Source organism: Alkalilacustris brevis (assembly GCF_003350345.1).
Lineage (GTDB): Bacteria > Pseudomonadota > Alphaproteobacteria > Rhodobacterales > Rhodobacteraceae > Alkalilacustris > Alkalilacustris brevis.
Window position 1 is genome coordinate 219,980 of the sequence record NZ_QNVJ01000064.1, and the last position, 12,134, is coordinate 232,113.

Sequence of the window (12,134 nt, forward strand, 5' to 3'; positions counted from 1 at the left end):
AGCCCAATCTGCGGCGAAGCTGTGGCCTGGGGAATTTGGCTCAACCGAGGCTTCAAGAACGACAGGGCGGAGCGCGGCCCTGTCACTCGTTCAGCCGCTCCAGACGGGCGCGCACACTCAGCCCGTGGGCCTCAAGGCTTTCGGCGATGGCCAGCCGCTCGGCGGCGGGGCCGATGGCGCGCAGGGCATCAGGCGTCATCCGGGCGATGGTGGTCCGTTTGAGGAAATCCATCACCGACAACCCGCTGGAAAACCTCGCCGAGCGCGCGGTCGGCAGCACATGGTTGGGCCCGCCGATATAGTCGCCGATGGCCTCGGGCGTCCAGGCACCCAGAAACACCGCACCGGCATGGGTAATCTTGCCCAAAAGCGCCTCGGGGTCTTCGACACACAGTTCCAGATGCTCGGGCGCGATCCGGTCGGAAAGGGCGGCTGCCTCGTCTAGGTCGCGCACCACGATCACCGCGCCATGGTCGCGCCAGCTGGCCCCGGCGATGGCGCGGCGCTCCAGCGTCTCAAGCCGCGCTGCAACCGCATCGGCCACCGCCTGCCCGAAGACCGCATCGTCGGTGATCAGGATCGACTGCGCGCTTTCGTCATGTTCGGCCTGACTGAGCAGATCAAGCGCGATCCAGTCCGGATCATTGTGCCGGTCGGCGATCACCAGAATCTCGGAAGGGCCCGCGATCATGTCGATGCCCACATGGCCAAACACCCGCCGCTTGGCCGCCGCCACATAGGCATTGCCGGGGCCGGTGATCTTGTCGGCGGCGGGGATGGTCTCCGTGCCGTAAGCCATCGCCGCAATCGCCTGCGCACCGCCGATGCGATAGATCCGGTCCACCCCGGCCAGCCGCGCGGCATAGAGCACCAGCGGGTTGGCCACCCCGTCGGGCGTGGGCGCGCAGATCATCAGGTTGGGCACGCCAGCCACCTGGGCGGGCACCGCATTCATCAGCACCGAAGACGGATAACTGGCCAGCCCCCCGGGCACATACAGCCCCGCCGAGGAAAGCGGTGTCCAGCGCCAGCCCAGCGAGGCGCCCTCCGGATCGGTCCAGCGGGTATCTTTCGGCATCTGGCGACGGTGATAGGCGCGGATGCGATCGGCCGCGAGATCGAGCGCGGCGCGATCTTCGGGCGAAACGCGGGCGCAGTGATCGTCGATTTCCTCAGGGGTGAAGGCCAGTTTCTCGGGCGTCAGGCGCAGGCGATCGAAACGCTCGGTCAGTTCGATCACGCTGTCATCGCCGCGCGCGCGCACATCCGCGATGATGGCGGCGACGGCCTCGTCAACGTCAACGGCTTCTTCGCGCTTGGCGGACAGCAGTGCGCGAAACGCAGCTTCGAAACCTGCCTCGCGGCTGCTCAGAAACTGCGGCATCAGTTTTCGCCTTCGGGGTGGTCGGGCGCCTTGCCCGACGGGGCCAGATAAGGCCGCGTGACATCGCGCAGCGTGACCTCCAGGCACTCGACATCCAGCCGCACCGCGCCATCACCGGCAAGAACCAGTGTGATCTGCCCGGTGCCATCCTCGCCCGGCGCGAACTCCAGCGATAGCACCGACAGCACCGTATCGCGATCGGCAAGGTCAACGCCGTCGCTGGCGACCGCCTGCACATCCTCGACCGCCAGTACCGACTGCACCCGCTCATAGGGGCGGCCCCGGGCCTCGGCTGCGGCGTGGTCCTCCCAGCGGAAACGGTTGAGCAGCACCGCAAAACGGCGCGCGCGACGCTGCCAGGCCATTTCGGTGATCGGGAACACGGCGTCCTGCACCAGCGACGAGATCACCCGCAGATCATCGACATCCAGCGCCCTGAGCGCCAGCGGGCGTTCGCGCCCGTCTTCATAGCTTGCATCGCTCATCCGGCATTCACCCGTTCGATTGTGGCCCCGCAGGCACGGAGCTTTTCCTCGACCCGTTCGTAACCCCGGTCAAGATGGTATACCCGGCTGACCACGGTTTCGCCCTCGGCCGCAAGCCCTGCAAGGATCAGCGAGACACTGGCGCGCAGATCGGTCGCCATCACCGGGGCACCGCGCAGACGCTCCACCCCGGTGACACGGGCGGTGCCGCCATGCACATCGATCCGCGCGCCCATGCGCATCAACTCGGGCGCGTGCATGAAACGGTTCTCGAAAATCCGCTCCTCGAGCACCGAGCAGCCCTCGGCCGTGCACATCAGCGCCATCATCTGCGCCTGGAGATCGGTGGGAAAGCCGGGAAACGGCGCCGTCGTCACATCGACGGCGCGCACCCGGCCATTCTTGCGGCTCACGCGGATGCCCTTATCGGTTTGCTCCACATCGATGCCGGCCTCTTGCAGCTTCTCGGCAAAGGCCGAGACCAGGTCGAGCCGCCCGCCAAGGCACTCCACCTCGCCGCCGGCGATGGCGGGCGCCAGCATGTAGGTGCCCAGTTCGATCCGATCGGCCACCACGGGGTGGGTTGCACCGCTGAGCCTGTCGACACCCTCGATCACGATTTCCGCGCTGCCCTCGCCCTCGATCTGCGCGCCCATACGGCGCAGGCAGTGGGCCAGGTCAACGATCTCGGGCTCGCGGGCGGCGTTGCGGATCACGGTGGTGCCACGCGCCAGGGTCGCGGCCATCAGCGCGTTTTCGGTCGCGCCGACCGAGACGATGGGGAACTCGATCACCGCGCCGCGCAGCCCTTTGGACGCGCGCGCATGCAAATAGCCGTCACGCAGCTCAAGCTCGGCCCCCAGCCTCTCCATCGCCATCTGATGCAGATCGACCGGGCGCGCGCCAATGGCACAGCCGCCGGGCAGGCTTACCTCGGCATGGCCCTCGCGCGCCAGAAGCGGCCCCAGCACCAGGACTGACGCCCGCATCTTGCGCACGATCTCGTAATCGGCGCGCGTGCTCGATATGGCGTGGGACGAAAGCGCCAGCACCCGCCCGTCCTGCAGCGCCGAAACCTCGGCCCCGAGCGATTCCAGCAGCGCCGACATGGTGCGAATGTCGGAAAGCCGGGGCGCATTGGTCAGGGTCAGCGGCTCTTCGCTCAGCAGCGTGGCGGGCATCAACGTCAGGCAGGCGTTCTTGGCACCCGCGATGGGGATGGCGCCGCGCAATTCTGCCCCGCCCTGTATCCTGATCGAATCCATCCGCCTGCCTCACTTGTCCGATTTCTGCCCGCCGCGCGCGCGGGCCTGCGCCTTGCGACGGGCGATATTGGCTTTCAGCGCTGCCTTCAACCGCGCTTCGCGGCTGTTTTCTGCCTTGGTAGCAGGTTTTTGCGCCGGGCGCTCGGGGGGGGTGCGTTCCATGCCTCTTTCTGTATCCCAGGCACGAAGTTCCGTCCAGATTGTGCTTGCACGCCTCCGAAATTGCGTCTATCCCGCGCCCCGTGAACGCGCTGCCAAGCAGCGGTGGAGGCTCCTGATAAGGAAGTGTCGGCCACCGAAGCGGAAAGTGGTGCGAAAACAAGGGTTCAGAAGGTTCCTGACGGTGCTCGAGGGGCGCCCGGGAAAGCAGAGATGAAGGAGTTTGCTGCCGTAGCTCAGTGGTAGAGCACTCCCTTGGTAAGTCATTGCCTCCTCGGCCGGAAACGGCCGAGTGCAAACCGCCCAAAGTCGGGGAAAGCTAACGGCCCTTGTGGCCCAGGCCAATCCCGAGCCAAGCCCGGCACATCCGGGAAGGTGTAGAGGCCAGACGGGCGGCACCTACGGGCCTTGGGGCCTATGGTGAAGGGATGGTCCAGCTCGCAAACCCGAAGGGGCCGCGAAAGCGGTAGCGGGATGAAGGGAGAGGTCGACAGTTCAATCCTGTCCGGCAGCACCATGTTCGCGAAGGGCCGCTTCCAGCCGGAGCGGCCCTTTTTGCATCCGGCGCGTGCTTCGGCCCCTGTTGCGGGTTGAAGCCGACCGCGTTCACACGCCTTCGCTCGGCCGATGCCCGAACTGTGCCCCGGTCCTGTGTGAACACCGCAGACACACCGAAATACAGTAAGCGCCGGGGGGCGCCGCTGGATGTTGTCGAGGGTCACTTCACCCTGCCACACACCAGCGCGCCGAACCCCAAGGCCCTTTGAGTGATCCGCTCAATACCTGCCGGGTGAATGGCCAAAATAAAGGAACCACGCCGCGCGTGGGGCAATGCAGAGGCCAATGCGACAAGCCGCGCCGAAAGCCCGCCTGATGGCGGATCAGCAAGACTGCTCGGCATTTCCTCCGGCAGAAACGATGGCTTATGGGGAAGAAGTGGCAGCCCGTAGGGGAATCGAACCCCTCTTTCCAGGTTGAAAACCTGGCGTCCTAACCGATAGACGAACGGGCCATCCGGTGCGTGAGGCGCTGTCTAAGCAAAGGCGCAGCGCTCTGCAAGCGGATTTTTGCGCGAAATGGCAAGTGCCGTGGGAAAGTGGCCGTTACGCCGGGGCCGCATCTTCGAGCCGCATCTGAACACGCCTGCGCCCGCCCCAATCATTGATTTCCAGCCGCCCCGCCAAGTGGAAGCGCCGCCCCGCGTGACCCTCCAGAAGCGGGCCGAGCGGGCCATCGAAAGCGCCGAAACAGACAATATCGAGTTTCCCGCCCGCATCCTTTCCCAGCCCGAGGCGCAGATGCCCCGTGCCCATGCGCCGCACAAAGCCCAGCGAGACATCGGGCAGCGCGAATCGTGGCGCCGGCGCACCCGCACCGAAGGGGCCTGCGGCCTCGATCTGTTCGACAAGCTCTATGGTGGCCGCTGTCGGCATGATCACCGAATCGAGCCAGAGGTCACCCGGGCCGCCCGCGCCCGCGCCCTGCCGCGCCAGCAGCTCCGCGAGCCGCTCCATCGCAGGCTCCAGCCGGTCGCGCGCCACGGTCAGACCGGCGGCCATGCGGTGCCCGCCCCCCTTTATGAGCAGCCCTTCGGCAGCGATGCGCTGCACCGCGGCCCCCAGATCGACCCCGGCAATCGAGCGGGCCGACCCCTTGCCCTCGTCGCCATCAAGCCCGATCACCACGGCGGGGCGGCCCAGCGCTTCCTTCATGCGCGCGGCGACGATGCCGAGGACGCCGGGATGCCAGCCCTCGCCCGCGGCCCAGACCAGCGGACCATCAGCGCCGCGTGCCTCGGCCTGGGCAATCGCGGCCGCCTGCACCCCGGCCTCGATCTCGCGGCGTTCGGCGTTCAGCTCTTCCAGCCGCGCGGCCAGCGATTCGGCCTCGGCACGGTCGGTGCAAGCCAGGAGCCGCGCACCCAGATCGGCCCGCCCCACACGCCCACCAGCATTTATCCGCGGCCCCAACAGGAACCCGAGGTGATGGGCATTGGGCGCGCTGTTCATCCGTGCCACATCAGCCAACGCCACCAGCCCGGGGCGCTGGCGCCGCGCCATCACCGCCAGCCCCTGGCGCACCAGCGCGCGGTTCACGCCCACCAGCGGCGCCACATCGGCCACGGTGGCCAGCGCCACCAGGTCAAGCATCGCCATGAGGTCCGGCCCCTGCACCCCCTGCCCGCGCAGGCGCCGGTTCGCCTCGACCAGCAGCAGGAACACCACGCCTGCCGCGCAAAGATGCCCCAGATCGCCGCTTTCGTCCTGGCGGTTGGGGTTCACCACGGCCAGCGCGGGCGGCAGGGTCTCGGCGCCCAGGTGATGGTCGAGCACGATCACATCCGCGCCGCGCGCGGCCGCAATGGGCTCATGACTGAGCGTGCCGCAATCGACGCAGACGATCAGATCGTGATCGCGCGCAAGCGCCTCCATCGCGGGGACATTGGGGCCATAGCCTTCGTCAATGCGATCGGGGATGTAGAGCGTGGCATCCCGGCCCAGCCCGCGCAGCCAAACCAGCAACAGTGCCGCCGAAGCGCCGCCATCAACATCGTAATCGGCAAAGATGGCGATGCGCTCGCGCCGTTCCACTGCGGCCAGAAACCGCTCGGCCGCTGCCTCCATGTCGCGCAGGCCAAGCGGGTCGGGCAGCAGATCGCGCAGGCGGGGTTGAAGAAAGCCGGGCACTTCGCCCGCGCTGACACCGCGTCGCACCAGCACCCGCGCCAGGGCCTCGTGCAGACCCTGCGCCTGGGCCATTGCCGCGGCGTGGCGCTGTGCCTCCTCATCGGGGCCGACCCAGCGACGGCCCAGCGCCGAAGCCTCGACCCCCAGAAAGGCGCGGCCCGGCTGCCCGGCGCCGGCGCTCACTTTGCCGGGGTCTTGTAGGTCATCCGGCGGACCGACCCTGTGCGCGACCGCATCAGCAGCGTGTCGGTGGTGAACCAGCCCGGCTCGCGCTTGACGCCGGCCAGGATCGAGCCATCGGTGACGCCGGTCGCGGCAAAGATCACATCGGCGGTGACCATGTCGTCGCGCGCATAGATGCGGTCGAGATCCTCGATCCCGGCACGGCGGGCGCGCGCGATCTCGTCATCGTTACGAAACTTGAGCCGGCCCCACATCTGCCCGCCCATGCAGCGCAGCGCCGCCGCGGCCAGCACGCCCTCGGGGGCGCCGCCGAGACCCATGTACATGTCGATACCGGTGCGCTCGACCTCGGCGCAATGGATCACCCCGGCCACATCGCCATCGGTGATCAGCCTGATCGCCGCGCCGGTTTCGCGCACTTCGGCGATCAGATCCTCGTGCCGGGGGCGTTCGAGGATACAGCAGGTAATGTCGGTCACGTCGCAGCCCTGGGCCGCGGCCAGGGCGCGAACCCGCTCGCCCGGCGACATCTCGAGGCTGACCACATCCTTGGGATAGCCCGGCCCGATCGCCAGCTTGTCCATGTAGACATCGGGCGCGTGCAGCATGGTCCCGCGCGGGGCCATGGCGATCACCGTCAGCGCGTTGGGCATGTCCTTGGCGGTCAGGGTCGTGCCCTCGAGCGGGTCGAGGGCGATGTCCACCGCCGGCCCCCTGCCGGTGCCGACCTCTTCGCCGATGAAGAGCATGGGCGCCTCGTCACGCTCGCCCTCGCCGATGACAACGCAACCGGCAATGTCGAGCATGTTGAGCTGGCTGCGCATCGCCTCGACCGCCTCGGTATCGGCGGCCTTCTCGTCACCGCGTCCGACCATCCGTGCCGAGGCCAGCGCTGCGGCCTCCGAAACGCGGGCCAATCCCAGCGAAAGCATGCGGTCCTGGAAAATCTCGGAATCGGCCATCTCGGTAAACCCTTTCGGTAAAGCGCGCTTGCCCTCACATAGCCGCGACGTGACCCGGGACACAAGCGCAACCATCCCCGGGCGGGCAGTGCGGGCTGCCGGATGCGCTTGCACCCTTTGGCGCGCATGATTTTCCGGCGGTGCGCCTTTGGCTACTGGCGGCGGCCTCCGGCGGGGATATTTTTCTCACAGTGAAGAGACTTGGCGCACCGCCCCGCCGCCATGCCCGGGCCGGCGGTTCAGACCGCCTCGATGGCCAGCGCGACCGGATCGCCCACCACCACGCCGGTGACGGTGCAATTGCCGATCGCGTGGTCGATGGCGTCCTGGGTGGTCTTGTGTGTCACGATAAGCACCGGGGCGAAGGCCTCGTCATGGCGATACTGGCGCATCCGGTCGATCGAGACCCCGGCATCACCCAGCGCCGCGGCCACCTTGGCCAACGCACCCGGTTTGTCCATCAGCGTCATGCGCAGATACCAGGGCGTGGGCGCGGCGGCGCGACCAGTGGCGGGCGTCACGAGGCTGCGTGCAGGCTGGCCGAAAGTGGGCAGGCGCAGGCCCCGCGCGATGTCGATCACATCCGACATCACCGCCGAGGCGGTCGGCCCCTCGCCCGCGCCGGCGCCGCGCAGCACGATCTGCCCCACCGCGTCGCCCTCGAGCACCACCATGTTGGTTGCGCCGGGCAATTGCCCCAGCGGGCTGTCGACGGGCACCAGACAGGGCGCCATGCGCTGTTCCAGCCCCCGGCCGGTGACTTGCGCCACCCCAAGCAGCTTGATGCGATAGCCCATGTCGGCGGCGTGGCGGATATCGTCGATGGTGACACGCTCGATGCCGCGGATATCCACCGTCTCGAAGCTGACCCGGGTGCCGAAAGCAATCGAGGACAAGAGCGCCAGCTTGTGCGCCGCGTCGATCCCGCCCACATCGAGCGTGGGATCGGCTTCGAGGTAGCCCAGTTCATCGGCCTCGGCAAAAACCGTCTCGTAGGGCAGGCCAGCATTCTCCATCCGGGTGAGGATATAGTTGCAGGTGCCGTTCATCACGCCCATCACGCGGGTAATGGCATTGCCCGCAAGCCCCTCGGTCAGGGCCTTTATCACCGGGATGCCGCCAGCGACCGCCGCCTCGAAGCGCAGCACTGCGCCGGCGGCTTCGGCGCCTTCGGCAAGGTTCTGACCATGCAGGGCCAGCAGCGCCTTGTTGGCGGTCACGACATCCTTTCCGCTGGCGATGGCGGCCTCGATGGAAGCCTTGGCCGGCCCGTCGCTGCCGCCCATCAGTTCGACGAAAACATCCACATCGTCGCGCCGTGCCAGGGCGACCGGGTCGTCCTCCCATGCGTAGCCGGACAGATCCGCGCCGCGGTCCTTGTTGCGGTCGCGCGCGCAGACGGCCGTGATCGTTACCGGGCGGCCGGTGCGCGCGGTGATCAGCCCGGCATGGGCCTGGATGATATGCACCACACCGATGCCCACGGTTCCGAGACCGGCAATGCCAAGGCGCAGGGGATCGGGCATGAACGGTCTCCATCTGACTGCCGAACCGAAGGGTGGTTGCGCAACGCTGGCGGCGCGCCGCGCGCCGGTCTGTTAGCGCGATGCGCCGCGCGTTGCAACGTGCGCCGGGCAGGAACCGTGCCGCGGCCCCGGCCACGCCGTGCAAACGGGCGTGTGGCAAGGGGCATGGGGCGAATTATGCAAGCTGCCGTTCAGCCGGGAGCGCGGGCGAGCAGGGCTTCGAGGCGCTGGCGGTCCTGGGGGGCGAGCACCGGCCCGCGCAGCGCCGCCGCCCTTGCCTCGAGCAGGGCAAGCCGCGCCGAGGTATCGACCGCGGCGGCCTGCGCGCGGGTGCCTGCTGCTGCCTCGGCATCGGCCTCGGTCAGCAGGCCCGACAGCGGCAAGAGGACCGGATACTGCGCATCGCGTGTCTCGGGCGCGGGCGCACAGGCCGAAAGTGCCCACCCCACCAGCAGCAGGGCTGCGCCCTGGCGGGCGGGGCGGCATGAAAAGCGGCGCGGCATTTGTCAGAGAGGCTCCGGAATGGCTGGTCTGCGCTGAAAGGCTGGGGCGATGATAGCCGGGGCCGCCCGCCCAGCGCAAGGCGCGGGCGCACCAGCGCGGGTGTCAGCGCGGGTATCAGGCAGCCTCAGCTCGTCTGGCCGTCGGCCCCCTCGAACAGGATCTGCGGCACGAAGCGCGGGCGCATCTGGATGAAATTCACCATCTGCCGGGCCGGAACGCCCACGTTCAGCAAGGGCCGGTAATCGAGCACGCTTTCGACAATGAGCGCGGTTTCACCCGCCGACAGGTCGGTGATACGCCCCGACAGGCGTTGATCCAGATCGGCAGTGGTGAAGGCGGGCAGCTCGCCCGTGCCGTAAGACCAGCGCAGGCGATATCGTTCGTTCGTGATATCCCAGTCGATGCTGGCCACCCGCATTGCCGTGGGGCTGCGTGCCTGTGACAGCATGGCGTAAAGGTCGCCCAACCCCTCGAGGTACTCCGCATCGACCGGATCGGTGGCGCGGGCCAGAAGGTCGGCCACCACATAGGCAGCCTTGATATTGGTGTTCTGTGCCCGGAAGGCATCGTAGAACACGAACCCTGCGATATAAGCCCAGAGCACAATGGGCAGGATCAGCAGCGCCTCGACCGAGATCGAGCCGCGTCTGTCACCTGCGAAACCGGCAATCAGCTTGCGGATGGAAAAGGACATGGCTTACCTCGGCTCATTGACGAAGGCCGACACCGCCGCGACGCGAAAGCCCCCCGACGGGTCACGCGGCAGGGTCAGTGCCAGGCCGTTCACCGGAAGGATCGGATCGGCAATGAGGCAGGCGCGCAGCAGCATCAGGTCATTGGTGGTGCCGGGGGTAAAATCGGTCGCGGGGGTGATGTCTTCCTCGCGGTTGATGCAGGCAACGCCCAGGTCCAGGCCGCTCCAGGTGGCGGTATCGATTGGGCGCAGCTCGATCAGGAGCGTCTCTTCGCAGCCGCGAATAATGGCTGCACGTTCGCAGATGCGCGTGCGCAGGTCGGCGACCGTGGGTTGCGCCCAGATTCCAAGGCGCAGGTCCCGCACGCTCATGTCGACTGCGCGTTCGAGCATGACCTGTCGCGCCATGACGATTCCGGCCTCGATCGCGGTCAGAAAAATCGCGATGAACAATGGAAAGATGATGACGAATTCGGTGGTGGCGGTGCCGCGCTCGGCCCGCCAGGCGCGGCGAAGCCAACGCGCGACCCGCCCCCGGCCCGGAACCGCAACCCCGGTCATTGTGTCAGCCTCAACTGGCTGATCTGCACCGCGATCGAACGGAAGGCAGTGCGGATCTCAAGCCCTTCGACATCGAAGAAATGCGACATTGACGAGGCGCATTCCCGAAGCTGCGTGCGCCCGTTGGACGGCGCCTCGAAAGCGACAGTGAACACGATCATGCCGGCACCGCGAGCAGCAGCGCAGATCTCTTGTAAACGCTGGTCCTTGATGCCTGTATTCGTTGTCTCGACCCAGGCACCCGCGCTGATGCGAGGCCATCGGGTGCGGTCGTAGATCTCGGATATTATCCATGAGACCGTAGCCCGATTGAGGAGTTCAGGATAACTCAGCCTTATGGCGTTGCTGCCGCCATAGGGCTGACTGCGCCAGCTGCCGTTGCGGCGCTGCCAGTAGTGGCCGGTCGCCGGGTTGTATAGCGAGTAGGTATTGGCCGAATTGTCATCCGGGTTATACCAGATGTCGGACATTCCGGATTTCCGCGCCTCGATCAGGCGGTACTCGGGGAAGTTGTCGCCATCGGTCATCAGCACCGCCACCTTCAGCGTGTCCGGCTCATCGAAGTCGAAAGGACGGGTCGTATAATCCGGGGCGACCTGTTCTTGCGCGATCAGCCCGTCAACCACTGGCCGGAAACTCGGGTCGAGCAAGGCCACGCCCCATTTCATTCCGATGTCGATCGAGGTGGCGCCGAGTGCCTCCATCCCGTTGATGCGGTTTTTCAGAACCTCGGGGTTCGATTGCAGCGGCAGGATCTCAAGCCCGGCATTCCCCGGCGCAACCGGGCAGTTGTAGTAGAGCGGCGGATGCCCCCCGATGCCGCCATAGCCGACAAAGGGCATCGAATGCCCGGCGCCGACCAGCGGCTGCGAAAGGGGCAGCGCGGTCGTCGCGTAATGGGCTTCATCGAAATCGATGCAATGCGAATAGCCCTGCGCGTGGGCCACATCGTATTGTGAAAGGATGTGCGGCCCCGCATTCACCTGCCCGGTATAAGGCACGATTGAGATCGATATCTGCCCGTCCGAGGTGGCGCCCAGAAGCGTGTCGATGAAATCCCCCGCCGCGTCCTTCAGGTTTTCGAGCCGGTTGTAGGAGTTCATCGACCCCGACAGGTCGAGCACCAGCGACACCTCGACATTGTTGATACGTTCCTCCGCCGCCCCCAGTGTGTTGAGCTGTAGCGTGCCGATCCCCACAAGACGCATGAAGAAGGTCGGCACCGTGGTCGAGGCCGTGACCTGCACGTTCCTGTAGTTCAGCCCCTCATCGACGGTAACATCCCCCAGCAAGGGCAGGAGGCCGGCCTTGTCAAAGTAATCCTCGACCACCTCTCGGGCATCGCGCACCTGACTCAGCGAGGCCGCGGCAAGCACCGCCGAATCCGTCGTCGCCTGCAGCCGGGTGCGCTGCGCCTCGTAGCGCATCGTATCCACGGCGATCCCGCCCGCCACCAGCATGAGCACCATGATGAGCAGCCCGAAAACCAGCAGGCCGCCCTCTTCGGAGCGGCCGAATCCAAGCAGGCTGCGGGCGCTGCACCAGCCGCGGGCCCGCAGCCTTGCCGCAAGAAGTTTCGACCTTTTCATCTGCCAATCTCCCGATTGCGCAAAAAACGAGGTGCCCGAACAGGCGCTATACCAATTCCCGGAACCGGCGCGGGCCTCTTGCCAATTAACCGTCAGGCGGGGCACGTACCCGCAGAACACATTTTGCAACTCAGG

11 protein-coding genes and 1 tRNA gene are annotated in these 12,134 nt (G+C 66.9%); all 12 read right to left on the bottom strand.

Annotation, left to right across the window (positions count from 1 at the left end; genetic code table 11):
- Positions 1-82: 82 nt before the first annotated feature.
- Positions 83-1,384 (bottom strand): histidinol dehydrogenase, encoded by a 1,302-nt coding sequence (gene hisD / locus DQ229_RS10555; protein WP_114966217.1) that lies wholly within the window; start codon positions 1,382-1,384, stop codon positions 83-85.
- The gene (locus DQ229_RS10560; protein WP_114966218.1) at positions 1,384-1,869 is read right to left on the bottom strand and encodes a DUF2948 family protein; all 486 of its coding nucleotides are present in this window, start codon (positions 1,867-1,869) and stop codon (positions 1,384-1,386) included. Before DQ229_RS10560 ends, hisD begins: the two co-directional genes overlap by 1 nt.
- Positions 1,866-3,134: a UDP-N-acetylglucosamine 1-carboxyvinyltransferase gene (gene murA, locus DQ229_RS10565; RefSeq protein ID WP_114966219.1), complete on the bottom strand. Its 1,269-nt coding sequence runs from the start codon at positions 3,132-3,134 to the stop codon at positions 1,866-1,868. Before murA ends, DQ229_RS10560 begins: the two co-directional genes overlap by 4 nt.
- A gap of 9 nt (positions 3,135-3,143) precedes the next feature.
- Complete coding sequence (locus DQ229_RS16625) at positions 3,144-3,296, bottom strand: hypothetical protein (RefSeq protein ID WP_202909556.1); 153 nt, start codon at positions 3,294-3,296, stop codon at positions 3,144-3,146.
- A 934-nt stretch (positions 3,297-4,230) separates the two neighbouring features.
- Positions 4,231-4,305, bottom strand: a tRNA-Glu gene (locus DQ229_RS10570).
- A gap of 91 nt (positions 4,306-4,396) precedes the next feature.
- Positions 4,397-6,163, bottom strand: a complete 1,767-nt coding sequence (gene recJ, locus DQ229_RS10575) for a single-stranded-DNA-specific exonuclease RecJ (protein ID WP_238381035.1) — start codon at positions 6,161-6,163, stop codon at positions 4,397-4,399.
- On the bottom strand, positions 6,160-7,125 hold the full coding sequence (gene glpX, locus DQ229_RS10580; protein WP_114966220.1) for a class II fructose-bisphosphatase: 966 nt from the start codon (positions 7,123-7,125) through the stop codon (positions 6,160-6,162). The genes recJ and glpX overlap by 4 nt, the downstream gene beginning before the upstream one ends.
- 239 nt (positions 7,126-7,364) lie before the next feature.
- Positions 7,365-8,651 carry a homoserine dehydrogenase gene (locus tag DQ229_RS10585; RefSeq protein ID WP_114966221.1) on the bottom strand — a complete coding sequence of 429 codons (1,287 nt, stop codon included), beginning with the start codon at positions 8,649-8,651 and terminating at the stop codon, positions 7,365-7,367.
- Positions 8,652-8,842: 191 nt separating this feature from the next.
- Positions 8,843-9,154, bottom strand: a complete 312-nt coding sequence (locus tag DQ229_RS10590) for a hypothetical protein (RefSeq protein ID WP_114966222.1) — start codon at positions 9,152-9,154, stop codon at positions 8,843-8,845.
- Positions 9,155-9,279: 125 nt separating this feature from the next.
- Positions 9,280-9,849 carry a TadE/TadG family type IV pilus assembly protein gene (locus DQ229_RS10595; protein ID WP_114966223.1) on the bottom strand — a complete coding sequence of 190 codons (570 nt, stop codon included), beginning with the start codon at positions 9,847-9,849 and terminating at the stop codon, positions 9,280-9,282.
- 3 nt (positions 9,850-9,852) lie between these two features.
- The gene (locus DQ229_RS10600) at positions 9,853-10,410 is read right to left on the bottom strand and encodes a TadE/TadG family type IV pilus assembly protein (RefSeq protein WP_114966224.1); all 558 of its coding nucleotides are present in this window, start codon (positions 10,408-10,410) and stop codon (positions 9,853-9,855) included.
- Positions 10,407-11,999 (bottom strand): TadE/TadG family type IV pilus assembly protein, encoded by a 1,593-nt coding sequence (locus DQ229_RS10605; protein ID WP_114966225.1) that lies wholly within the window; start codon positions 11,997-11,999, stop codon positions 10,407-10,409. Before DQ229_RS10605 ends, DQ229_RS10600 begins: the two co-directional genes overlap by 4 nt.
- Between the last annotated feature and the right edge of the window lie 135 nt (positions 12,000-12,134).

Excerpts from the sequence above, each read along its gene's own strand:
- hisD (WP_114966217.1), bottom strand. The coding sequence starts at position 1,384 with ATGCCGCAGTTTCTGAGCAGCCGCGAGGCAGGTTTCGAAGCTGCGTTT.
- DQ229_RS10560 (WP_114966218.1), bottom strand. The coding sequence starts at position 1,869 with ATGAGCGATGCAAGCTATGAAGACGGGCGCGAACGCCCGCTGGCGCTC.
- DQ229_RS10595 (WP_114966223.1), bottom strand. The coding sequence starts at position 9,849 with ATGTCCTTTTCCATCCGCAAGCTGATTGCCGGTTTCGCAGGTGACAGA.
- murA (WP_114966219.1), bottom strand. The coding sequence starts at position 3,134 with ATGGATTCGATCAGGATACAGGGCGGGGCAGAATTGCGCGGCGCCATC.
- DQ229_RS16625 (WP_202909556.1), bottom strand. The coding sequence starts at position 3,296 with ATGGAACGCACCCCCCCCGAGCGCCCGGCGCAAAAACCTGCTACCAAG.
- glpX (WP_114966220.1), bottom strand. The coding sequence starts at position 7,125 with ATGGCCGATTCCGAGATTTTCCAGGACCGCATGCTTTCGCTGGGATTG.
- DQ229_RS10585 (WP_114966221.1), bottom strand. The coding sequence starts at position 8,651 with ATGCCCGATCCCCTGCGCCTTGGCATTGCCGGTCTCGGAACCGTGGGC.
- DQ229_RS10600 (WP_114966224.1), bottom strand. The coding sequence starts at position 10,410 with ATGACCGGGGTTGCGGTTCCGGGCCGGGGGCGGGTCGCGCGTTGGCTT.
- DQ229_RS10605 (WP_114966225.1), bottom strand. The coding sequence starts at position 11,999 with ATGAAAAGGTCGAAACTTCTTGCGGCAAGGCTGCGGGCCCGCGGCTGG.
- DQ229_RS10590 (WP_114966222.1), bottom strand. The coding sequence starts at position 9,154 with ATGCCGCGCCGCTTTTCATGCCGCCCCGCCCGCCAGGGCGCAGCCCTG.